20 protein-coding genes are annotated in these 22953 nt (G+C 45.4%); 10 read left to right on the top strand and 10 right to left on the bottom strand.

Features of this window, described 5'->3' with window-relative positions; genetic code table 11:
* Positions 1-2 precede the first annotated feature (2 nt).
* From ACHUFM_RS07110 to ACHUFM_RS07095, 4 genes are all read right to left on the bottom strand, one after another.
* Positions 3-323 (bottom strand): MarR family EPS-associated transcriptional regulator, encoded by a 321-nt coding sequence (locus tag ACHUFM_RS07110; protein ID WP_394180924.1) that lies wholly within the window; start codon positions 321-323, stop codon positions 3-5.
* Between the two features lie 499 nt (positions 324-822).
* Positions 823-1770 (bottom strand): Wzz/FepE/Etk N-terminal domain-containing protein, encoded by a 948-nt coding sequence (locus tag ACHUFM_RS07105; RefSeq protein WP_394180922.1) that lies wholly within the window; start codon positions 1768-1770, stop codon positions 823-825.
* A gap of 116 nt (positions 1771-1886) precedes the next feature.
* Positions 1887-4559: an SLBB domain-containing protein gene (locus ACHUFM_RS07100; protein WP_394180920.1), complete on the bottom strand. Its 2673-nt coding sequence runs from the start codon at positions 4557-4559 to the stop codon at positions 1887-1889.
* A 49-nt stretch (positions 4560-4608) separates the two neighbouring features.
* Positions 4609-5937, bottom strand: a complete 1329-nt coding sequence (locus ACHUFM_RS07095) for a capsule assembly Wzi family protein (RefSeq protein ID WP_394180918.1) — start codon at positions 5935-5937, stop codon at positions 4609-4611.
* 327 nt (positions 5938-6264) lie between these two features.
* Here ACHUFM_RS07095 and ACHUFM_RS07090 point away from each other — a divergent pair, with 327 nt between their 5' ends.
* The 7 genes from ACHUFM_RS07090 (at position 6265) to ACHUFM_RS07060 (ending at position 14020) form a co-directional block, all read left to right on the top strand.
* Positions 6265-6585, top strand: coding sequence for a hypothetical protein (locus ACHUFM_RS07090; protein ID WP_394180916.1), 321 nt, complete (start codon positions 6265-6267; stop codon positions 6583-6585).
* 83 nt (positions 6586-6668) lie between these two features.
* Entirely contained in the window at positions 6669-7373 is a 705-nt protein-coding gene (locus tag ACHUFM_RS07085) for a YjbF family lipoprotein (RefSeq protein ID WP_394180914.1), read from the top strand.
* 48 nt (positions 7374-7421) lie between these two features.
* Positions 7422-8141, top strand: a complete 720-nt coding sequence (locus ACHUFM_RS07080; RefSeq protein ID WP_394180912.1) for a capsule biosynthesis GfcC family protein — start codon at positions 7422-7424, stop codon at positions 8139-8141.
* Positions 8141-10390 carry a YjbH domain-containing protein gene (locus ACHUFM_RS07075; RefSeq protein WP_394180910.1) on the top strand — a complete coding sequence of 750 codons (2250 nt, stop codon included), beginning with the start codon at positions 8141-8143 and terminating at the stop codon, positions 10388-10390. Before ACHUFM_RS07080 ends, ACHUFM_RS07075 begins: the two co-directional genes overlap by 1 nt.
* A 152-nt stretch (positions 10391-10542) precedes the next feature.
* Positions 10543-11982 (top strand): MBL fold metallo-hydrolase RNA specificity domain-containing protein, encoded by a 1440-nt coding sequence (locus ACHUFM_RS07070; RefSeq protein ID WP_394180908.1) that lies wholly within the window; start codon positions 10543-10545, stop codon positions 11980-11982.
* 356 nt (positions 11983-12338) lie between these two features.
* Complete coding sequence (locus ACHUFM_RS07065; RefSeq protein WP_394180906.1) at positions 12339-12713, top strand: endonuclease domain-containing protein; 375 nt, start codon at positions 12339-12341, stop codon at positions 12711-12713.
* A 731-nt stretch (positions 12714-13444) separates the two neighbouring features.
* Positions 13445-14020: a DoxX family protein gene (locus ACHUFM_RS07060; RefSeq protein ID WP_394180904.1), complete on the top strand. Its 576-nt coding sequence runs from the start codon at positions 13445-13447 to the stop codon at positions 14018-14020.
* A gap of 84 nt (positions 14021-14104) precedes the next feature.
* On the opposite strand, the gene ACHUFM_RS07055 is transcribed toward ACHUFM_RS07060, so the two are convergent.
* Both ACHUFM_RS07055 and ACHUFM_RS07050 read right to left on the bottom strand, forming a co-directional pair.
* Positions 14105-14347, bottom strand: a complete 243-nt coding sequence (locus ACHUFM_RS07055) for a hypothetical protein (protein ID WP_394180902.1) — start codon at positions 14345-14347, stop codon at positions 14105-14107.
* An 84-nt stretch (positions 14348-14431) separates the two neighbouring features.
* Positions 14432-15346 carry a LysR family transcriptional regulator gene (locus ACHUFM_RS07050; RefSeq protein WP_394180900.1) on the bottom strand — a complete coding sequence of 305 codons (915 nt, stop codon included), beginning with the start codon at positions 15344-15346 and terminating at the stop codon, positions 14432-14434.
* A 117-nt stretch (positions 15347-15463) separates the two neighbouring features.
* Between ACHUFM_RS07050 and ACHUFM_RS07045 the strand changes: the two genes are divergently transcribed.
* From ACHUFM_RS07045 to ACHUFM_RS07035, 3 genes are all read left to right on the top strand, one after another.
* Positions 15464-16612 (top strand): alpha-hydroxy acid oxidase, encoded by a 1149-nt coding sequence (locus ACHUFM_RS07045; RefSeq protein ID WP_394180898.1) that lies wholly within the window; start codon positions 15464-15466, stop codon positions 16610-16612.
* A gap of 285 nt (positions 16613-16897) precedes the next feature.
* On the top strand, positions 16898-17251 hold the full coding sequence (locus ACHUFM_RS07040) for a type II toxin-antitoxin system RelE/ParE family toxin (protein ID WP_394180896.1): 354 nt from the start codon (positions 16898-16900) through the stop codon (positions 17249-17251).
* A complete protein-coding gene (locus ACHUFM_RS07035) occupies positions 17244-17519 on the top strand; it encodes a helix-turn-helix domain-containing protein (protein WP_394180894.1) in 276 nt (91 codons plus the stop codon). The genes ACHUFM_RS07040 and ACHUFM_RS07035 overlap by 8 nt, the downstream gene beginning before the upstream one ends.
* A 108-nt stretch (positions 17520-17627) precedes the next feature.
* Here the strand turns inward: ACHUFM_RS07035 and ACHUFM_RS07030 are convergent, their stop codons facing one another.
* From ACHUFM_RS07030 to ACHUFM_RS07015, 4 genes are read right to left on the bottom strand one after another with little or no spacing between them, the layout of a single operon-like run.
* Entirely contained in the window at positions 17628-19337 is a 1710-nt protein-coding gene (locus ACHUFM_RS07030) for an L-rhamnose mutarotase (protein ID WP_394180892.1), read from the bottom strand.
* 21 nt (positions 19338-19358) lie between these two features.
* Positions 19359-20366, bottom strand: a complete 1008-nt coding sequence (locus ACHUFM_RS07025; protein WP_394180890.1) for an ABC transporter permease — start codon at positions 20364-20366, stop codon at positions 19359-19361.
* Positions 20367-20381: 15 nt separating this feature from the next.
* Positions 20382-21389, bottom strand: coding sequence for an ABC transporter permease (locus tag ACHUFM_RS07020; protein ID WP_394180888.1), 1008 nt, complete (start codon positions 21387-21389; stop codon positions 20382-20384).
* On the bottom strand, positions 21383-22897 hold the full coding sequence (locus ACHUFM_RS07015; protein ID WP_394180886.1) for a sugar ABC transporter ATP-binding protein: 1515 nt from the start codon (positions 22895-22897) through the stop codon (positions 21383-21385). The genes ACHUFM_RS07020 and ACHUFM_RS07015 overlap by 7 nt, the downstream gene beginning before the upstream one ends.
* Positions 22898-22953: the final 56 nt, after the last annotated feature.

Raw genomic sequence — 22953 nt, 5'->3', positions numbered from 1 at the left:
CGTTATGTCTTCACTTCTTGGCGTAGTTGTTCTATTTCTTTTTCCAGCGCTTCATATTCAGCGAGTTTTCTTTTCAAAAACCGCTGAGTCAGAGACACTTTTTCTTCAATACCTTTTGGCGTTAATAGGTATAAATAACCCACTTTATTCGTATTGTTTTTAAAGTTCTCTGCTTTGATCAAGCCTTTTTCAATCAAGGCTTTTAGACAGAAGTTAGCTTTACCTAAACTGATGCCTAAGCGCTTGGCTAGCTCTCGCTGGCTGATATCTGGGTCTTGCTCGAGTTCTTTTAAAATTTTATAGCGACTTTCTTCGTCTAACATGTAAGCGCCTTATGAGTAAGATGCTATTAATAACAAACGGATATGGACAATAATAAAGAAGAGATCAGTAAAAACTGATTTAAAGAGAAAGAGGGCAAATGTTTGATCGCTTGTACCATCCCTCTAAGCTTCTTCAGTGAACATCCTATACCGTTCATTTGCTGAACAAGCTTAAATGAGAATGGATAATAATGCAAATAATGTGTTTGAAACGAGTTTGTAAAATGGACGTTTTTGGGGCTCGTAGCGAAAGAGACAAGTTATCAACCCCATCCTAGCCTTCCCCTTGGGGGATATAAGGGGAAGGGACAAGGTTACAAAACCCAATTCCACCCAAGCCTTGCCCTTGGAAGATATAAGGGGAAGGGACAAGGTTACAAAAACCTAACCCCATCCTAGCCTTCCCCTTGAAGAAAGGGGAAGGGACAAGATTACAAAATCCAACCCCATCCTAGCCTTCCCTTGAATAAAGGAGAAGAGATAAGGGGAAGGGAACAAATCATTCATCTTTTTTGGTGAAGGCAAAGTGTATAAGCACAATCCCCATACCCAGCATACCGCCAAGTAAAGTTGCCATCACACAAATCAAGGCGCGTTTAGGCCCGGCTTTTTCTTCCGGCACTACGGCTGGGTCTATCACTTTAAAGGCGAACTCAGTTTGTACTTCAGCCAGCATGAGGTTTTTGGTTTGCTCTTCGATGAGCTGATAAAATACGGACTGCATGTCGGCAATTTTAGTGCGGTCGATTTGTTCTTCTAGGTAATCAATGTTGTCACGGGTTTCTTTTAGCGATTTATCTTTCATCCAAGCGTTTAGCTCTATCACCAAGTCATCCACCCACTCTTTCGCCAACACAGGAGAGAAATGGGTAATCGACAAAGTCACCAAACCATTATCATTAGATTCAGCAACTGACAGAATTTGCCTGAACGCTTTATAGGCCCCCCAATCCGTTGGTGTGTGAGATTTGCCAGGTGACACTTCTCCTATCCATGCCTGTGACACAGAATCATAAACTTCTTCGTTAAGTTGCAATTCACCAGAACCAGCATTCCATTCTTTACCCGCCATCAATGGCACAAGCAGGTCGTATTTGTGAATAAAAGCATTAATGAATTGACGTGACTGCAACACAGCCAGTGCCATGGCTTTATTATCCGTGCCACCGCCACCAAGACTGATGCCCGCTAACGAAGCCAAACCACCAAATTGCGATGCCATGGCCGACAAACCACTGGATCCACTGTCGCTTGCCGATGCCAATACCGCCTCAGCCTTGTAAGTATTCGGTTGCGATAAGGCATAGAACACACCACCCACTGCAAACACTATAGTCAGTAGAATAATGATCCACTTGCCTTGCCAAAGGGCAATAAACAATTCTTTTAGATCGATCTCATCATCACTCGGTTGATAATATTGAGGTGGTAAATTGTGATTATTCATTTTTTTCTCTACGTTTTAACCTTACCAGCTAGGAGTTTAACCACCAGCAGATTAACGGTGTTAAACAAAATACTATCGAAACTTGCTATACCTTAGGACTCATTAATCTGGACCGATTAATCCTTCACCGCGCTCCAAGCCACACCCAATTGATATAAGATCTGAGTTGCGGTTGATAAGGTGCTTAGATTATCCATGTAATCCGTATTAATCGGCACAATGATGGTATCCCCTGGCGACAAGGGCTTATCATTGCGGCTAAACCAGAAGGAATTATTAGGCAGTTCAACCGAACCATTGGCCTTAATAACATACACTCGCTCGGAATCCGCTTGACGCTTCAGCCCACCAGCCGCTTCCAAATAATCGTCTACCGCCAAATGCGAATCAAAGGTATGGTGAGAAGCAAACTGCACTTCGCCAACCACACTGACGACAGGGTTTAAGGCTGGGATAAAGAGCTTGTCACCTTTTTCCAATAACACATTGGCTTGCTTATCTCCTGTCATGGCCTGTTTAACATCTATGACCAAACGCCCTACCGGTTCCGCCTGATCCAGCTGGTTCACAATGGCCAACGCCTGTTCAGGGGTCGATGCGGACGTGTTTTGACGGCGAAGCGACATGGCGCTGATTTCTTGCTTTAACTGAGCAGTAAGAAAATCAATCCGTTCTTTTTCCTGACGTTTCAAACGTTCACGGCTCAATACCGCCCCTTCAGGGTAAGCAAATGGCGTAAAGCCCCCCGCACGTTCAATAACGTCTTTTAAGGTTTCACCACGCTGGAACGCATATTTACCAGGAAACACCACCTCACCCTGTAATTCCACCACCAAGTCTTTTTGATACCCTGGTTGAGTACGAATCATAATGTTATCTTGAGGCCTTAGGGAAACTGGGTATTTACCCGTCAGAGCATCCTGTAACGAGAAACCAATTTGACGATTTACCGTTCTCCCATAGTTAGACACTTTTTCACGTCGAGTTAGCTCTGCCGACCTAAGGTAAGCGTCTTCGGTCAAGCCACCAGCCGCTGCAATCAAGGATGATAAATTGCCATTTTTGGCCAATGGGTAAGTGCCCGGAAACTTTACCGCGCCGGATATTTCAATCAATGCCGCTGGCGCGCCCAATGATGACTGTTCTAGTAGACGCTCAATAATAGGCTGCAATAAGGCCTCTCTGTTGGCTTGTCTATTACGCGCCAAACTGGAGATATCATCCACTTGCGCCGTGTCTAGCTCGGTGGTGCTCACTTGTTTTATTAAGGCCCCCGTTTCTGTATCAACGTACTCACGATCTGACAATGGAATGTTTTCAGAGGCCTTCCATTGATTAGACGTACTAACTTGATCAGGAACGCCTTCAGAACGAGAAGGCTTTGCTTGGGGCTTGTTCAAAGAATCCCAATAGGCTGTGTCCAAGCCATTCGAAAAGACAAAAATTTGATCTTTTTCCTGCAACGCCAAATTATCTCTCGAGTCTTTATACTGCAAAGCATTCGACAAGTTAAACTGGTACACCTCAATGTCTTTGTCTTGATTGTATTCGCGAACCAATAACGCGTAGGTTAAATCAGCACTGGGCTTTAAGTCGTCCTCAATGGAACCAATTACATCGCTAATGCGCATGCCAGCTTGATAAGCCATCGCCCCCTGACGCACCACATCACCACGCACCGCAATCGCGCCTCTCAATGAAGAGGATGCTTTAAAAAGCTGAATTTGGTCCCCTGCGCGAACACCAAAACGGCGACCTTCGGCTTTCGTCAGATCGACTGTAAACTGCTTCACGCCCTCGGCCGTCATTCGACGCACACTGACTTTGGATAAATAGGCTTGCGGTGTTGCCCCGCCGGAAATCGTAAGCAATTGATCTAAACTGGTGGTGTTTTTTAATTCATAAATGGCCGGGCGCTGTACTTCACCAGCTAACTCAATCGTGCTGCGTAACGCAGGGACAAACAGAGTATCCCCAGCGGATAAGCGCACATCGTTGGCCGTATCGCCGTTTAATATCAAGTCGTACAAATCAAACTCTCGAACGACTTTGCCTTTTCGCTTCAATTGAATATGACGCAAACTGCCGGTTTCTTTTACGCCACCCGTGGCAACGAGAGCTTGGGTAATGGTGGTGAGGGCATTAACATTGTATGACCCAGGCTGCTGCACTTCGCCCACAATGTAAACCTGCATGGTACGCATAGAGCCCATGGCAATCGATACGTCCACGCCAATGACTTTTTGCTTAAAGACACGGGAGATTTGGTCTCTTAGCTGCGCAAATGTTTGACCTGCCGCCGATATGGGTCCGAGATCTGGGATGTTTAAGCGACCGTCTCTGTCGATGGTCAGCTCATAATTGGCACTGGTTTTACCGAAGGTTTGCACACTGACACTGTCGCCTGGCCCCATTTGATAATCCAAAGGCACTGGCAAGTTGTCGACCACGGTAAAGCCTTGAGCATCGCCTTTCAATACGTCGTAACCAAATTTTGTTAAGCCTTTGGTATCCGTCGTCTCTTGGTCTTTTTCATCGGCCACCAGATTCTCATCAGTGGCACTCATTGTCGACTCAACCATCGGAGCTTGCTGTGGAAGCGCCCCCGTCGCATTAGATGGCAAATTCATTGAACTAAGGTCTATGCCATATTGCTTTGCCAACGCTTCTTGCTGTGCTTTCGGCAGATTTTGAAATTGATTTATCTGTGCGGCGGTTGGGGTAAACGCCAGCACACTGGTTGTCAACAGAGTACATAAAGCCGCATTAAGAAGTCGTTTTAAATACATATCAGTTTCTTTATCGTCACATTTTAAAGGTTAATCTTTACCATCTTGGCTAGAAACGTAGTTCGTAACCAGCACGCCATTCGCTGACCTGATGCTGTTCATTGCTTGTCGACGCATCATCCTTTGCGATTACATCTAACTGCAACATACCGGACAAAGCCGGCATTCTATATATCAATTTGGTGATGTCGACCGACTCGCCATCTAGTTTAGATGACTGATAGCTCACTCCAATACTGTGATCATTCATTCGCTGCACGTAAAAAGCAATGGCATAACTGTCATCCAACAAGTAACTGTTGTTGGTTACCGAGTCGGATGTAGACGGATATACTCCAGAATGCCAATCTGTGGCGTCATAGTCATTGGTGTGCTGTTGAGTTTCAAGCACCATTCTCACAGTATTGTCTTGGACCTTCATACTGCCAGTCCAGCCGACCATCCAAGCCCCCAGTGACACGACGTCAGCGGTCGACGCCAGTTCGGTATAAACACTGTGATAGAGATTATCAACATGCGGCAAGGTCAATTTTGCATCAAAAGCGAGTTGTTGGTCGTCTTCCGCTTCAGAACCAGAAAACCAATTTTGATACGTCGTGCCGATTTCAACATGACGCCAGGGTTTAGCAACCAAACGCAGTGCTCCGTGGTTATCGTAAACCGCCTCTTTGGGATGGGATAGGAGTGCTTGCACACTCCATACACCAAGCCAATTATTGTGACTGATGTAATTGGCATTCAAAGATGAGGTAGCCCTTGCATAGGAAGCGAGTATGAGATTATGCTGCCAACCCTGTCCCCACCAGTAGTCCAACTCGCCTGCGGTAAATAACCATTTTCCAGCATTCAACGATAGGTAGCTGTCCGTCCAGTCGATTTCTTCTTCGTTATTATTGTCTCGATAAGACAAGCTTAAGCGATATGCAAAGGTGCTTCCAAGGTAGTCCACACTGGTACTCACCCCCCACTTATCGCCACTGACTTCACCATAACCAGAGGCGGGGAACGGGTCCGAAGCGAATTGCATTTCAACCGATTTGTTACCTCGATTTAGCTTAGCGGAGTTTAATGCATAACGAAGCTCATTTCTGGCCAGTTGAACGTCACCCTCTAAAGGTTGCTGGATTTCGGTATGATTTAAATCATCCCCAATTAATGACCAGCGCAAAGGGTACTGATTAATCGGGGCACTAATTTGACCAGCGTCAGACAGCAGAACCAAAGATGACCTTAAAAAGGGGTCGCTGGTTTCCAGCCAAGGTGAGGCATTTAAACTACCACTTACAGCACCAGAAAAGGCAAGAAGAGAACAGAAAAAGGTATGACTAAAGTGACGATTCGTTCGTGAAAATTTGGCTTGTGGCTTAACCGAGGACATTCATTTCTCTCTGTTTACTGACCAAAATGGTGTTTCTTAATAAAACCCCATGACGAAAAGACAATGTTAAAAAATAGCTACTGAGCTCGATGATCGTTTTTCAGGATGATATTACGCTATCCATAAATACCAACAAAATAACATTGGTTGCAATAATGCAGCAAAAGCACACACAAATAAAGTGACGATGTGAATTTTACCAAGCCTTTTCAGCTTGTGCTTTTTTTAAACAAAATGATCAACAGGTCTTACATTCTTAAAAACCATGCAATAGAATCGTGAATGAAGATTTATCTTCAACATCGATGTTTATGATAAGGAAATATTATGAAACGTACTCTTTTGGCTACTGTTGTAGCTTTCTCTCTTGGTATGACTGGTCAAGTCTTCGCAGAAGCAGCCGCTGGCGCAGCGACAAGCACTGGTACTGCAGCTGGTACTGGTGCCGCAGCAAGCGCTGGTGGCGCAGCAGCAGCGGGTGGCAGTATCGCGGCTGGTAGTACGGTTGCAGCCAGCGCGGCGGCGATTGGTGGCGTAGGTACAATTGCAGCTACGTCTATTGCCATTGCTTCTGTTGCAGCGGTTGCCGTTGTTGCTGACGAGAACGATGGTGCTGACGAAACAACAAGCACCTCTACAAATTCCTAATCTAGGTATTTGAAATGATATCAATCGCCCAGCGTATTCTGGGCGATTTTTTCTCTCTGCCAACACCTTAATATGGCTTTTTCATGATAAAGCTTCCGATGCTTAAATTACTGTCTTTTACTCTGTTCCTTGTTTTACTCACCGCCTGCACCCGAAACACCCAAAGTTCGATCGATTCGCTCAATGCCATTCTAGACGCAGAACATGCCCCCGATATATCAGAAGCTCACATTCGATCTTTACCTTACCCAGCCGTGCTTGTCACCATTAATGATCGAAAGCCCATCCTGATGGTATTAACCTTTGTGGATGCATTCGGGGATCAGAACAGCAAACACCTTACTTGGTACGCTTCCGATGGCGGCAGTATTACCACTGAAAATAGTCGCATCATCCAAACCACTGGGTTCAATACCAACAATCTAGAGAACCTTTCTGGTCTTCAAACAACGCCACCCTCTCCGATTAAAGCAACGAGCTGGCAAGCCATTTATGACTGGTCTCCTCACTATCGCTACCATTTCAGCGCCGACATCACCACTCAGTCCATCGAAGATGAGCTCATTACGACGTTTTTATGGGAACAGAACACCAAGCATGTGACAGAGCGGGTTCGTTTTGCTGGCATTGGACAAACATACCGCAATGAATTTTGGATCGCTCCAGCGACACAAACCACCAAAGCCTTTACGGTAAAATCCGTCCAATACATTGGCCCTAATATGGATAAAATTAATATGCTGATGATCCGACCTTATGTGGAAACTATCAATACGACCTCACCGTAATGAAGAGCACAGTAATCTATGACAATATATCAGCCAGGAATTCGAGCTATGTGTAGACCTATTTCTTATGTTTCTTTCATTAGCCTGTGTTTTTTACCACTTTTTGCAATGGCTCAACCAGTCAAAATACACCTTCTTCAACCTGAGATAACGCTAGAATATGAGGCCGCTGTGCGTCTTTCTCAAGTTTTGAGCGATGCACAGAAACAAGTGGATTACCCCGTCTATTCATTAGGCATTAGTGTAATTTCACCCTCTAAACAAGCGCTCGTTGACCAGCAAAAAAATGACATTTTCAACGCCTTGCGCCACATTGACTCTGCCGAATCAAAACGCATTGTCAAACAACTTGCCCCCCTGCACTTTGTCTATCGTGAAAGACTTGAAACTCGTTTAAAAAATGTCCGAACCGTTAAGAAAAACAACCCTTTATTGAGTCATGATTACGCCTTGTCGGTGCCCATTCGCCCTACGTTTATTCGAGTCATTTCGCCAAAGCGCACCTCTATGTCCATGATAAAACAAACGCCAAACTCACATCTAAAAGACTACCTAACACCAGACATTGCCGGAGACGACTATGATTCGGCTTGGGTCATACAGGCCGACCAAAAGGTTCAATATATCAAAGGCATACAGTGGCAAGGGAAACATCATTACCTCAGCCCTGGCAGCCTTGTGTTTGTTGGTTTGGAGAATTTACCTCATCAATATAAGACCCTTAATCAGGATATAGCTCAGCTATTAACCCAACATCTGGAGCTATAATGCGCAATTTATTTATTGGTTCTAAACGCACTGTTTTTTGTTACTTGTCTGCCATTATCAGCACCAACACTTTGCTACTCTCTAATGCTGAGGCGACTGAAACAAGCAGCGATTATGATCCATTTCAGCCCGTCGAGTTCAAACCCTCACAAATGAACTTGGGGGGTGTCGGTTTAATACAAATCCCTACTGGGCGCATGGCAGACGAGGGTGCGTTTAGCCTGAGTTACGCAGAAAATGACGAATACGATTTTTACACCGTGTCTCTTCAACTGATGCCTTGGCTCGAAACCACCTTTCGATACACCCAAGTAAACGACTTACTCTACAGCAGCGATGAAAGCTTTAGCGGCAGTACGCGTTATACCGATAAAGGGATTGATGTGAAAGCGCGTCTTTGGCGAGAAAGTCGCTATTTTCCTGAAGTTTCCATTGGTTTGAAAGACATAGGTGGCACCGGTTTATTTGACGGGGAATATCTAGCCGGCAGTAAACGCTTTTACACTCAAGACTACGGGCACTTTGATGTCACTTTCGGTATTGGCTGGGGCTATTTTGGCACCAGAGACAACATCAGCAATCCCTTTTGCTCCGCGGCGGATCGCTTTTGTGATCGTTTGTCCAGCTATTCAGGCAATGGCGGCATGGTGGACTATGATCGCTGGTTTACTGGGCCAGCCTCTTTATTTGGCGGCATAGAATATCAAACACCTTACCAACCATTGCGCCTGAAGTTAGAATACGATGGCAATAATTACAGTCAAGATGTACCAGTCACTCGCGGCAACGTGAACATGACGCCTAAAACGCCCTGGAATATTGGCGCGGTTTATGGCCTAAGTGACAGCTTTGATTTACGCCTCAGTTATGAGCGTGGCACGACGCTTACTCTTGGTTTTAGTTTAAACACCAATTTTGACAGCATCAAAACCCCATGGATTGATGAACCTATTCCAGAACCCAGTGACTCGCGCCCGACGACATTAGACGGTGTTGATTGGCAAACACTGGATCAAACGTTAGACAAGGTCGCAGGGTACGATACTGACCAGGTGTATCAGGATGGCGACACACTGACTTTGGTTGCAAGGCAACATAAATATCGCGACCGTGACGTGGCCTTGGAAAAAGCCTCAGCCGTGCTAAGCAATGCATTACCTGAGAATATCCAGCATTATCAAATTCAGGAAACAGAAAAGAACTTAGCGTTAAGAAACACGGAGATCTCAGCATCAAAGTACCAAGATATCGCCAATGTTACCTATCTAAATCCTAAGATAAGCGATGCGACGTCCAATCTAACACCTCAAGATCTAACATCCCAAAGCATCACCTCAGAACCCCTTTATGATGATTTCGAGCCTCTTAGCTATGGCTTCAAACCTCATTTAAGTCAGGCTTTCGGTGGTCCAGAAAGTTTTTACATTTACAATCTGAGCGTCAAAGGCGGTGCTGCTTACTGGCTGACGGATCAAGTCGAGTTGTCGGCTGGTGTATCGATTAACCTACTGAATAACTATGACAAGCTTCGATTTAATGTCTTAGAAGACGGTACTTCCAATTATCGAGTGAGAACGCTAATACGAGCGTATGTACTTGAGAACGACGCTTTACTCAATAATCTACAACTCACTTGGTATCAGAAATACGGCCAAAACTGGTATCAACAGGTTTATGGTGGTTATTTGGAAACCATGTTTGCCGGGGTTGGCTCTGAAGTACTGTATCGAAAACCCAATACCAATTGGGCCATTGGAGCCGATGTTAACCTTATTTCTCAGCGTGACCCGAATTCGGTGTTCGGCGTATTTGCAAGTGATGACGCCTACAGCAGTACCGATAAAGTCTTGTCTCGGGGCAGCACAGGGCACTTGTCCGTTTATTACCAACCTGAGTGGGCGTTTCTACAAAACACGCTATTCAGAGTGGATATGGGGAAATTCTTAGCGGGCGACGTTGGCGCACGTGTTGATTTCTCTAAGCAATATAAGAGTGGGGTTATCGTTGGCGCTTATGCCAGTAAAACCGATATGTCGGCGGAAGAGTTTGGCGAAGGCAGTTTTACGAAAGGTTTTTACTTGTCCATTCCATTTGACACCCTGTCCTTTAAACCCACCACTAGCCGCGCTAATTTTGGTTGGCAACCCATCACACGAGATGGTGGCCAGAAGCTAAGTAAACGCAGTAATTTGTTTAATGTAACCGACATGGTATCGCCTTGGTATCAAAGACCCAACCAAAACGATTGACATGATTGCGACGAGTCGGGCCAGACACTCTGCCCGACTTTTATCACACAAAGTTAACCTGCCACATCAAAACTCCGCCCCAAAATCCCCTCTTGGCTCATCGTACTTTTTAGTTTAGTCTTTTAAACTGCTTTTGCTGTGCAGGGATTGATATGTTATCTATTAAACATCATGGAGCGATACGTGGGGTGACAGGCTCTTGTCATGAGTTGTTTGTTGATGAGCAGCAGTCTGTATTGATCGATTGCGGTTTGTTTCAAGGGGCTGAGTCCTCAAGTTTAGGGGCTGCTGCGGATAAGCTGGAAATAGATTTTGATCTCTCGGCCGTGCAAGCTTTAATCGTCACTCACGTTCACATTGATCATGTAGGGCGTATTCCTTATTTGCTGGCAGCCGGTTTTACTGGACCAATTTATTGTTCTAAACCCAGCGCAATGTTGTTGCCTTTAGTCATAGAAGACGCGTTAAAAGTCGGCGTGACACGCAACAAAAGCATCATCGAGGCTTGCTTAGACCGCATCCAAGAGCAAATCGTCCCTTTAGATTATCAAGAGTGGGTAAAAATCCCGATGCAGACGGAGACGAAAGTCCAACTGCGTCTTTCACGCGCGGGTCATATTTTGGGCTCGGCTTATGCCTCTTTTCGCGTCGTTAATGAGGCCATCAAATCGCAAAACAAACCTTATCATGACGTGGTGTTTTCCGGTGATCTTGGCGCACCTCATTCGCCGTTATTACCGGCACCTAAATCCCCACATAAAGCCGACCAATTGGTGATCGAAAGTACTTATGGTGATCGCAACCATGAAGACAGATCAAGCCGCATCGGACGATTACAACACAGCCTAGAACGAGCTTTAAGCGACTCTGGCACCGTGTTGATTCCCGCCTTTAGTATTGGCCGCACACAAGAATTGCTCTACGAGCTTGAGTCGATCATTCATAAAAATCGCCAGAAGCCAATCAGCCACACCGCTTCAGGCGCTCAATTAGATTGGCAAGACTTGGATATTATTATCGACTCACCGCTCGCTAACCGCTTCACTCAGGTTTATCAGTCATTAGCTCCCTATTGGGATGAAGAGGCGCAAAGTCGCATCGCTGAAGGCCGTCACCCTTTGGATTTTGAGCAAGTAACCACAATAGATGACCATGAAACTCACTTACAAACAGTGGATTATCTGAAACGCCAAACACGGCCCGCCATTGTTATTGCAGCCTCAGGAATGTGTGCCGGTGGGCGTATTGTGAATTACATCAAAGCGTTGATCGGTGATGAGCGTAATGACATTGTGTTTGTTGGCTACCAAGCCGCCGGCACGCCTGGACGGGACATATTGAACTATCACGATAAGCCAGACGGTTATGTGATGTTTGATAACGAGCGCTTTCCTATCAAAGCGCAAGTACAACAAATTAGCGGTTATTCGGCCCACGCCGGACAAAAGGATTTACTCAACTTCATCCGCCGCATGCGCAGTAAACCAAAGAAAATTCACCTAGTGCATGGTGATGACGATGCAAAGCAAACCCTGAAAAAATGCATCCGAAAAGAGTTTAAAGGTGTTGAGGTTGTTATCCCAGACAGTTGAGGTTGAAAGTTACCCCCTCTAACTCCCCCTTGAAAAGGGGGAGAACCAAAAGCGTCCCCTTAACAAGGGGGAGGAGCAAAAGCGTCCCCTCCCCTTACCAAGGGGAGGGCTAGGGTGGGGTTCTGTTTACTACTTCCCTGCAACCCCCTCCAACTCCCCCTTAACAAGGGGGAGGACCAAGAGCGTTCCCTCCCCTTACCAAGGGGAGGGCTAGGGTGGGGTTCTGTTTACTACTTCCCTGCCCCCCCTCTAACTCCCCCTTAACAAGTGGGAGGACCAAGAGCGTCCCCTCCCCTTACCAAGGGGAGGGATAGGGTGGGGTGAATTACCTTTAAAAAGCACATAGGAGTCAAGGAATGACGAAACTATTTAATTTAAAGCAAACAAAACGTTTTCGTGCCGATTTGAGAACAAATATGACAGAACCTGAAAGGCGTCTATGGAGACACCTCAGAGGATGCCAATTCGGCGTTAAATTTAGACGGCAATATGGCATAGGATGCTATGTTGTCGATTTCTACTGCCCTTCTTTAAAACTGGTAATTGAAATAGATGGTGATAGCCATTTTTCTACACAAGGCATTGCTCATGATCATGTTCGAGATGAATACCTCTCTTCTATGGGGATAAGTATTATTCGCTTTACAAATGACGAAATTATGCATGAACTTGACTCTGTGGTTCTTGCTATTGATGCTCAGATTACACTACCCCCTCTAACTCCCCCTTAACAAGGGGGAGAACCAAAAGCGTCCCCTCCCCTTACCAAGGGGAGGGTTAGGGTGGGGGTTTGTTTACTACTTCCCTGCAACCCCCTCTAACTCCCCCTTAACAAGGGGGAGGACCAAAGGAGAACTCCCCCTTAACAAGAGGGAGGACCAAGAGCGTCCCCTCCCCTTACCAAGGGGAGGGCTAGGGTGGGGTTCTGTTTACTACTTCCCTGCAACCCCCTCTAACTCCCCCTTAACAAGGGGAGGGCTAGGGTGGGGTTCTGTTTACTCCTTCCCTGCAACAACCCCCTCTAACTCCCCCTTAACAAGGGGGAGGACCAAGAGCGTCCCCTCCCCTTACCAAGGGGAGGGTTAGGGTGGGGTTCTGTTTACTACTTCCCTGCAACCCCCTCTAACTCCCCCTTAACAAGGGGGAGAACCAAAAGCGTCCCCTCCCCTTACCAAGGGGAGGGGTAGGGTGGGGTTCTGTTTACTACTTACCTGCAACCCCCTCTAACTCCCCCTTAACAAGTGGGAGGACCAAGAGCGTTCCCTCCCCTTACCAAGGGGAGGGCTAGGGTGGGGTTCTGTTTACTACTTCCCTGCAACCCCCTCTAATTCTTGCAGCAAGTATTTCCTCACCTATATCTACTTGCTGTTTTAATCACAATCTCTTGATCCAAGTCAGCAACCATAAAAAACCGAATGTTACTCTTTCCGATATGGAAACGACCAAAATTGAGAGGGAAAACATGTCTAAATCACCAGTATTCAAAAATGACAAAGACCACCTATATCTGCCTTTTATGAGTGATTTTTATAACAATATTGGCCAACCGCTAGGCTGGGCGCTATTTCGGATTATCATCGGTGGTATGCTGGTCATCGAGGGTTGGCCAAAAATTATGGCGCCTTTGGCACAAATAGGCTTTGTTGAAAATATTGGTTTTTATCCTGGCTGGCTTTGGTCACCCATATTGGCTGCGATGCAATTTTTTGGTGGTATGTTCATTGCGGTGGGACTGCTAACTCGACCAATCGCTCTGGCCAATGCCGTGATGCTCGCCATCACCATTTGGTTTCATTTTGCTTATCCATATGGTGATGCTTTTCTGACTCAGGCAGGCATCGATGCGCTTAATTCAGGTAGTGATTTCTTTACGCCTGCGGGCATAAAAAGATTGGCAGACGGCGGCGCTACTTTCCTTGCCATGGTGCAATTAAAGGCTGAGCTGTCCTCTTTATTCTGGGCAACTGGTGCCTTATTAATTGCCGCATTTGGGGGCGGCTATTGGTCATTAGATCGCTTATTTAAGAAACAATTCTAAAACGGATACCAATAAGCAGCATAAAAAGAAGTCAACTTGACTCCTTTTTATGCTCTCATTATGTTTTCGACGACAAAACCCGCATTATACAAGTGAACGAAATCGAGAAAAGCGAGCAGCATCGATAATAGACCAAAGATGCAATATCCCACCAACCAACCACATAAAGAACAAAATCACCGTTGCGCCTAATGTATAGCTCACAAAAACCGTGACGAAAAAGAACAGCGCCATAACAATACGCCCCTGTACCAGTTGACCTAATCCAGGAATAAAAACATTACAAAGTGCGGCAAGTACATTGCCTCCAGAACCTTGACCAGACATAAGTCCCCCCATGGAAAAACGGCTAAAAAAAATAAGAATAAGGACAAAACAGATAAATAGAAAGCCCCTACTCTCACCTGATAATTAAAAGTATTCTTTCTTATCCTGATAAGCCTGTTTGATGTGCTCTATTAATAACCTTAGTTTTTCTGGCAGGTATTTGGTAAAAGGATAAATGGCATAAACACCGAGCCTGCGCGGTTGGTAATCGGACAAAATCGCGACGAGCTTGCCTTGCTGCAACTCTTCATACACACAACAACGCGGCACATACACGATACCAAATCCTGCCAGAGCCGCTTTGCGTAACGCTTGAGCATTATTCGTGGCGAAACTACCACTGATGCGCACACTGTCTTCTACTGATTTTTTGTTTGCTGCTTTTTTAGTAAAGCGCCAATCAAATGAGCCCTGCGCTTGGTAGGTATAAGCCAAACAATTATGATCTTTCAGAGCCTCTAAATTTGTGACTTCGCCATGATGTTCGATATAGCTGGGCGAGCAGCAAACCACCCAACTTGATTGAATCAAAGGTTTGGCAATCAAACTGGAATTTTCCAATTTTCCGGTACGAATCGCCAGATCCAATCCTTCGCCCACTAAATCCACAAAGTCATTTTCGAGGCGCATATCCACGGTAATATTCGGGTATTTTTGACAAAACTCTGCCACCGCTTCAGCCAGTAGCAACTCCCCCGAAATCGTCGGCACGGACATTTTTATGGTGCCGGTTAGACCCTGACTAAATGCCGACACCGAGGCAATTGCATCATTCACTTGGCCTTCAATATTTTTGGCATGAACGTATAAACTCTCCCCCGCTTCGGTCAGGCTGAGCCGTCTGGTTGTTCGATGAATCAACTGCGTACCAAGGTCTTGTTCAAGCCTGCTGATGCGCTTGCTCAGTGCTGGCGTTGATAACCCTACCTGCTGCGCGGCTTTATTAAACGACCCTGCATCGGCCACGTTCACGAAAAGTGTTAAATCGGCTGCGTTCAATGGTCTTATTCCTATTTTATTAGGCTGTTTTAAGAAAGAGTTTATTAGTTTATGTCGTATTTATCACAAATAGAACACAGCCTATAGTTAATGAACAAAATAAAAGGAGCAAAATCCATGCGTCTAAAAGACTGCCACAACTTCCAAGACTTTCGCACTCTAGCCAAAAAACGCTTGCCTGGCCCGATATTTAACTACATTGATGGCGGCGCGGACGACGAGACAACTTATCGCCGTAACACCGCCGCATTTGACACCTGTGATCTAGTGCCTAGCGTCCTTACTGGCGTAAAAGAGGTAGACTTATCTGTCACCGTAATGGGGCAAAAACTCGCTCTGCCAATCTACTGCTCGCCCACTGCCTTACAAAGATTATTCCATCATGATGGGGAAAGAGCCGTCGCTGGTGCGGCTGAAAAATACGGCACCCTGTTTGGCGTATCGTCCCTTGGCACGGTGAGCATGGAAGAAATTGCTAAGCAAACCACCACACCTCAGGTCTATCAGTTTTACTTTCATAAAGACCGTGAACTGAACCGTGCCATGATGCAACGCGCCAAAGACGCTGGCGTACAAGTGATGATGCTCACTGTGGATTCGATTACCGGTGGAAACCGTGAACGCGACCTTCGTACGGGCTTCGCTATTCCCTTTAAACTGAATGTAAAAGGCATGCTGCAATTTGTTCTCAAACCCATGTGGGGCATTAATTACGTGACCCATGAGAAATTCCGTCTACCGCAACTGGAAGAACACATCGACATGGGTTCTGGCGCGACTTCCATTGGCGACTATTTTACCAACATGCTCGACCCATCAATGAACTGGGACGACGTAGCAGAAATGGTGAAATTCTGGGACGGAGAGTTCTGTTTAAAAGGCATTATGAGCCGAGAAGACGCTCGAAAAGCAGTAGAAATTGGCTGTACTGGCGTGATTATTTCCAACCACGGCGGCCGCCAACTAGATGGCTCGCGCAGCTCTTTCGACCAACTAGCCGAAATCGTCGATGAAGTCGGAGACGAAATCGACGTCATCTTTGACAGCGGTATACAACGCGGCACTCACGTACTCAAGGCCTTGTCACTTGGTGCCAAAGCCGTCGGCATTGGTCGTATGTATTTATACCCACTTGCTGCGGCCGGACAACCCGGTGTCGAACGCGCACTCGGACTCATGAAAGCCGAACTCGAACGGGACATGAAACTGATGGGCAAAACGTCGATAGATCAGCTTACGAGAGAGAACTTGCGGTTTCGGCCTTAGACCACTACAACCCCCTCTAACTCCCCCTTGATAAGGGGGAGGACTAAGAGCATAACCCCCTCTCCCCCCCCTTATTAAGGGGGAGGACCAAGGGCGAACTCCCCTTTCAAAAAGGGAGAGAACTAAGGGCAGCTTCACATAGTAAATGGAGCATTTTTATCCTCTGTCCTTATGTCTTTGTAGTGGTTTTAATTTCAAAGTTTCCACTTTCCCAATCACTATAATGTTAACACTAAAGTAAACATTTACTCTTGATAAAGTTCACTTTGGTGTTAACATTAATTCATGAGGAATATAAATTTTTACATCACGGAAGATGGCAAGTCCCCAGTAACAGAATTTCTAGATTCGCTGTCTAGCAAACAAGCCCAGAAAGTTGCTTGGGTGCTTCAGTTGGTTGAAGAGCTTGATACTGTACCGTCTACTTACCTTAAAAAATTGGTGAACACCGATAATATATGGGAAGTACGCGCACAAGTCGGCGGCAATATATTCCGCTTATTAGGATTCTTTGATGGAGACAACTTAGTCGTTTTAAATCACGGCTTTCAAAAGAAGACTCAAAAAATACCACCAAAAGACATCAAAATTGCAGAGAGTCGTCGCCACGACTATTTAGCGAGGAAGAAACATGAGTGATTTAAAAAAATATTTGGCAGACCGTAAAGCGACAGATAAAAACTTTAATGAAGGTTACGAGGAAGGTTATCAAGCTTTCAAATTTGGCGTATTGCTCAAAGAAGCGCGCAAGAACGCAGGGTTAACACAAGATGAATTAGCATTGAAACTGCATACTCAAAAAAGCGCGATATCTCGAATTGAAAACCATTCTGATGATGTAAAGCTATCAACTCTTGAGCGTTTTGCTACCGCTCTGGGGAAAAAACTAGAAATTCGTTTGGTGTGATTTTTTCATCTACAAAACTATAAAAAACCACCTAACAACGTCTCATAAAGTGCTCACGCCAGTGCCTGTATGAAGCGTTGTTAATGATTTGATAATTTGAATAGAGACCTACAACGCCCCAACTAAGTCGCGCCATTGCTGACGATACAGGTTCAACAATGGTTTTATCTGTGCATCACACAAAGCGAGACTTAGACGCCCCTTTAACTTTAAGCTTTTGTTAGATAGCAAGGCTGCGCCACCAGACGTACCTGTGACATCACGGGACGCATAAATTTCATTTTGGCTGCGCATGCAGGCAAGCAAAGTAAGAAAATTGATGTTGTTGCTAAACGCACCCTCCACAATCACAGTATGGCTAGTGTCCATTAGGTCCAGACAATAATCCGTCATCAAGGCCACGTACACATCCGCTAAGGCCGATTGTTGAGCCAGTGTTAATACCATGCCACGGTCAATAATACGACCTTCGCAATGAGCAAAGGGCCCGCCACCTTTTGAAAAAGCAGGCAGTGCCAAAATACCGTGTTCCAAAATAAAACTCACATCGCTCAACGTCGCTGTGCTATCGCTGCGCAATTGCTCCCATTCACGACCACCCATGAAGCGAATCGTCGGTGTCGCTCGACCAAGGGCATCCACGTTAGCAAGCATGTCTTTGCTTTCTTGCAAGGCATCAAGCTTGCCATTGATGGTAGCAATCACCGTCCAAGTGCCGCTCGATACAACGGTGAGCTTCTCCATTGGTTGTCCAATGTAAGGGACTAAGGATGCGTTAGAATCGTGTATACCATTAAAAATAACGCAACTGGCAGGCAAGCCGATTTCGTTCGCTAAATCTGGCAAAATAGTGCCCAGTTTCGCCCCTGTTTCCATTACTTCTGGAAAGCGCTCCGCCCACTTTTGTTGTTCACAAAAATTAGAAAACTGGCAGCTGGTCGGATTCCAAAGGTCTGTGTGACAACCCAGTGAAGTCACCTCAGCGGCTTTGTTTCCGCTCAGTTTATAACCCCAATACTGCGGATACAAAAGCAATGAATCAACTGTGTCAAACTCATCTGCAAAACGTTTTTGTTGCCAAAATAATTGCGCTCCAAGGTTCAAACCTTGCGGTAACCTTGGACTAAAGGATTCACTAAAATTTGGACGAAGCGCATCATATTCTTCTTTATATTCCGCCACACCATTGTATTCGTAATCCAGAATCGGCAAAGCGAGTTTATCCCCCTGCATACAAGCAATGGTGGCGCCATGAGTGGTGATAGCAATACTGGAAATGAAGTAACGTTGGGCTAAATTGGCCAAAGTCTCTTTGATCCACTGCCAGATGGATTCCGTATCCACATGAGGATATGACGGTTCATCCAGCACCTTATTAACACGCTTTTCAATCTGTAATACAGCGCCAGTTTGACCATCCATTAAGCAAATTTTAATGTTCGTTTTGCCTATGTCTAAAACGGCTACAACACGGGGTTTATCGGGTTGCAAGACATTAAAGCGAAACACTTCTTGCAAAGCGTCAGCAACAGGCTCAAAAGATGGCGTTTTGGTTTCCATAATATCCGCCATGTATTCCCACCAACGCTGCATCATGGGATGGTCAGCTAAAGCCAGTACATCCAGATCATCCGCGTCAAATGTCGCATACAATCGGCTGCCATTCCGATCGCCATTGACATCATCCAGATGTATATAATAATTACGAATGCCATGGTGCTTAAGGTGTTCCGCTAATTCCGGCCACAGATTATCGTGGCGCCGTTTATATTCAGCTTCACAGCCCTTGTGTAAATACATTACTGAGGCGTATCTCATAATACGAATGCCTTTTTATTTTTATTGTGTATTTTTAAGGGAATGTTTATATAGAGTAATAAGTACAGGTAAACTCACGACCACAATCAACATCACGCCGACAATGATCGTCATAACAATGCCTGGAATATTCAGTAAGCCCATACCAAAGGTGACCAGTCCCATTAGAATCACCGCCAATACCACGCCTGCAATGGTGCCGCTTCCGCCAAGAATGCTCACTCCACCCAACACAACCATAGTGATAATGCTCAGTTCCCATCCCATTGCGATACTTGGGCGCGTACTGCCTAAACGAGACGTTAACAGCACCGCTGCAATGCCAGACATCACGCCCACCAAGGTGAACAGGATCAAGCGATGTTTGTCGACTTTAATGCCTGAGTAATACGATGCCATCGGGTTATTACCAATCGCGTAGGTGTAACGGCCAAAGGTAGTGCGATGCAACAACCAATAAAACAGCAAGGCAAACAAAACAAATAACACCAGCTCAAATGAGAACACCCAGTACACATAACCCTGACCAAAGAATTCAAAGCCATCTGGGTAATCACGAACAACTTGATCACCCAGAAGTATGTAGCTGATTCCTCGAAACATACTCATGGTGCCGATGGTGACCACAATGGATGGAATCTTAAATCGCGTTACCAAAACCCCATTAAACAAACCACAAACCGCACCGACAAAAATCCCAATGAATGCCACCGCATAAACTGGAGCGCCCATCTGAGCCACTAAGCCCATTAAGGTACTGGAAAGTGAGATGATGGCTGCCACAGAAATGTCGATTTCTTTGGCAATGATCAACATCGCCATCGGCAAAGCAATTAACGCTTTTTCAGTAAAGTTAAAGGTCGCATCTGACAAATTCCATGGGTCTAAAAAGTAAGGTGATAAATATGAATTCATCACACAAACTAGAAAGACAATCAGAATCAAAAAGGTCTCCCAGCGAAAAAGCGTTTGTAACTTACTGATTGCAAGGGCATCTGGTGTAGTGGATTTTTTTATTATTGTGTCCATAAAAATCTCTTTCTTTTAATGTGATTGTGTCGACACGGAACTGGAAACTTGATCCGGTTTACGCAAGATAATGCGTGCTTTGTCTTTATTCGATGAGGCATTCGCAATGACGGCAATGATGATAACAGTGCCTGAAATGGCCATTTGCCAAAAAGGCGAAACACCAATAATCGGCAAGGCGTTATTTACTACACCAATAAAGAGCGCACCAATCACACAGCCGATAACGGAACCTACCCCACCAACGATACTGACGCCACCTATCACACAAGCCGCAATGACCTGCAGCTCAAAACCATTTGCCACATCCACATAGGCCACAGCAAAACGTGAGACCCAAAAATAGCCACACAACCCCGCCAAGGTGCCAGACACTAAAAAACCGTAAAATTGCACTTTACCCACGTTCACCCCTGAATAAAAAGCCGCCATTGGGTTACCGCCCGCGGCATAGAAATTGCGTCCCCAAACACTGAATTTCATCGTCCAAAAAGCCAGAATAATCAGGACGATTGCCGTCCAGCCCAGTACTGGTATCGACAAAATCTCAAAACGTGGTAACCCAATAAAAGACTCACTCATTTGGTGAGAGTTCACCCAAGCCCCATCCGACAACAAAAATGTCGCACCACGGTAAATACTCATGGTGCCAAGGGTAATGACTATGGAAGGGACTTTTAATAACCAAACAAACAAACCATTGATGGCGCCTAAAAACGCACCGACTAGCAAGGATAGGAGAATCAAAAAAGCCATATTGATGTCAGGAAATGCCTGATTCACCATGGCCACCAGCATACCAGTAAAGGCCACATTGGCTGCAACAGAAAGGTCAATACAACGGGTCAGTATCACCAGCATTTGACCTAACGCCAGCATGATCAGAATGGCGGTATCGTTAAAAATGCCAATACTGTTCGGTAGGCTAATAAAGTCTGGACTAATCGCCCCGACACTAAAAAACATCGCCAATACAATCAGGCTCAATATGCCTTCGCGAGAATAGATAAAACGCTTTAACATGCCAGACTACCTCCGGTTGCTAAGGAAACTACTTTTTCCGGTGTGGCGTCCAGCCGTGACAATTCACCAACCATTAAACCTTCGTTCATGACCAAAATACGGTCTGACATGCCCAAAATTTCTGGCAATTCGGACGACACCATAATCACCGACAAGCCTGCTTCTACCAGCTCAGACATGAATTCATGTACGGCAGCTTTCGAGCCAATATCAATCCCTTTGGTTGGTTCATCAAGAATGATGACTTTAGGGTTCGTCGCAAGCCATTTGGCAATCACCACCTTTTGTTGATTCCCACCAGATAAATTCATGACTTTTTCATTCCAGCTAGAGGCTTTCACTTGTAAACGCTCACAATATTGACGAGCCAAGCGCATCTCACTTTCTTGATCTATTTGCCCTTGTTTCACTAGGCTTTTCATCTGCGGCAAACTGACGTTCTGATAAATAGGCAACTCCAGCACGACACCTTGCTTCTGTCGCTCTTCTGGCACATACACAATACCGTTATCTATAGCCTCTTTAGGTGAGTGAATGGTCACTTTTTTTCCGTTCATTTTGACCGTACCAGTGATAGACTGAGTGGTACCAAACAAGGCTTGCATTACTTCAGTTCGACCAGACCCCACTAGACCATAAACACCAAGAATTTCGCCTTTTTTCAAACTGAAACTGATGTTGTCGAATTCAGTGGCGTGACAAAAATGACTCACTTCTAGCAATGTCTCGCCTATCTCTACCGCTTTTTTTGGATAAGTGGCTTCAATACTTCGGGCTACCATCATCTCGACTAAGGCCGCTTCATTAGTATCCTTAATGAGACCTTCCGCAACGTAACAACCATCACGAAATACCGTATATCGATCCGCCAAGGTAAAAATTTCATCAAATTTATGAGTGATAAAGAGTATCGCTTTCCCTTGTTTTTTTAGGGTATTCACGAGTTCATACAATTCTTGAATTTCATGGTGAGACAAGGCCGCTGTTGGCTCATCTAAGATCACCACTTTGGCATCAATCGACAAAGCACGTGCAATCCCCACCATGTGCTTTTGACCAATGCTGAGTTCTCGTAGAATTTGATTCGGATCCATGTCCGCTTTAATGGACGACAATATCTCTTGGGATCGCGTCACCATGGTCGACCAATCGATAGAAAGATATCGAGTTAGCCCCCTTTTTTTCATGGGGTAATTACCAAGGAAGATATTCTCCGCCACGGTCAGGTCATCAAATAAGACGGTTTCTTGATGGATCGCTGTAATGCCCAAAGCATGAGAATCATGAGGTGAATGAAACTGTACAGGCCGGCCGTTGAAGATAATCTCCCCACCATCAGGCTGATAAATGCCTGTCATAGTTTTCACCAGGGTCGATTTACCCGCACCATTTTCACCAATCAATGCGGTAACTTGACCGGGATAAAGGTGAAGATCAACACCGTCCAGTGCTTTCACACCAGGAAAGACCTTACTCACCTTTTTCAGACTAAACATTGCATCGTTCATAACGGCTGCTCTTATTGTTATTCATTATGACATTATCAAATGAGATAAAACCCCAT

Source organism: Marinomonas posidonica, from assembly GCF_043643765.1.
GTDB classification, from domain to species: domain Bacteria; phylum Pseudomonadota; class Gammaproteobacteria; order Pseudomonadales; family Marinomonadaceae; genus Marinomonas; species Marinomonas posidonica_A.
This window is presented reverse-complemented; position numbering and strand designations above follow the sequence as displayed.

Excerpts from the sequence above, each read along its gene's own strand:
- ACHUFM_RS07040 (WP_394180896.1), top strand. The coding sequence starts at position 16,898 with ATGAGGAATATAAATTTTTACATCACGGAAGATGGCAAGTCCCCAGTA.
- ACHUFM_RS07035 (WP_394180894.1), top strand. The coding sequence starts at position 17,244 with ATGAGTGATTTAAAAAAATATTTGGCAGACCGTAAAGCGACAGATAAA.
- ACHUFM_RS07110 (WP_394180924.1), bottom strand. The coding sequence starts at position 323 with ATGTTAGACGAAGAAAGTCGCTATAAAATTTTAAAAGAACTCGAGCAA.
- ACHUFM_RS07025 (WP_394180890.1), bottom strand. The coding sequence starts at position 20,366 with ATGGACACAATAATAAAAAAATCCACTACACCAGATGCCCTTGCAATC.
- ACHUFM_RS07045 (WP_394180898.1), top strand. The coding sequence starts at position 15,464 with ATGCGTCTAAAAGACTGCCACAACTTCCAAGACTTTCGCACTCTAGCC.
- ACHUFM_RS07030 (WP_394180892.1), bottom strand. The coding sequence starts at position 19,337 with ATGAGATACGCCTCAGTAATGTATTTACACAAGGGCTGTGAAGCTGAA.
- ACHUFM_RS07090 (WP_394180916.1), top strand. The coding sequence starts at position 6,265 with ATGAAACGTACTCTTTTGGCTACTGTTGTAGCTTTCTCTCTTGGTATG.
- ACHUFM_RS07105 (WP_394180922.1), bottom strand. The coding sequence starts at position 1,770 with ATGAATAATCACAATTTACCACCTCAATATTATCAACCGAGTGATGAT.
- ACHUFM_RS07095 (WP_394180918.1), bottom strand. The coding sequence starts at position 5,937 with ATGTCCTCGGTTAAGCCACAAGCCAAATTTTCACGAACGAATCGTCAC.
- ACHUFM_RS07055 (WP_394180902.1), bottom strand. The coding sequence starts at position 14,347 with ATGTCTGGTCAAGGTTCTGGAGGCAATGTACTTGCCGCACTTTGTAAT.
- ACHUFM_RS07075 (WP_394180910.1), top strand. The coding sequence starts at position 8,141 with ATGCGCAATTTATTTATTGGTTCTAAACGCACTGTTTTTTGTTACTTG.
- ACHUFM_RS07070 (WP_394180908.1), top strand. The coding sequence starts at position 10,543 with ATGTTATCTATTAAACATCATGGAGCGATACGTGGGGTGACAGGCTCT.
- ACHUFM_RS07065 (WP_394180906.1), top strand. The coding sequence starts at position 12,339 with ATGACGAAACTATTTAATTTAAAGCAAACAAAACGTTTTCGTGCCGAT.
- ACHUFM_RS07080 (WP_394180912.1), top strand. The coding sequence starts at position 7,422 with ATGTGTAGACCTATTTCTTATGTTTCTTTCATTAGCCTGTGTTTTTTA.
- ACHUFM_RS07015 (WP_394180886.1), bottom strand. The coding sequence starts at position 22,897 with ATGAACGATGCAATGTTTAGTCTGAAAAAGGTGAGTAAGGTCTTTCCT.
- ACHUFM_RS07085 (WP_394180914.1), top strand. The coding sequence starts at position 6,669 with ATGATAAAGCTTCCGATGCTTAAATTACTGTCTTTTACTCTGTTCCTT.
- ACHUFM_RS07060 (WP_394180904.1), top strand. The coding sequence starts at position 13,445 with ATGTCTAAATCACCAGTATTCAAAAATGACAAAGACCACCTATATCTG.
- ACHUFM_RS07020 (WP_394180888.1), bottom strand. The coding sequence starts at position 21,389 with ATGTTAAAGCGTTTTATCTATTCTCGCGAAGGCATATTGAGCCTGATT.
- ACHUFM_RS07100 (WP_394180920.1), bottom strand. The coding sequence starts at position 4,559 with ATGTATTTAAAACGACTTCTTAATGCGGCTTTATGTACTCTGTTGACA.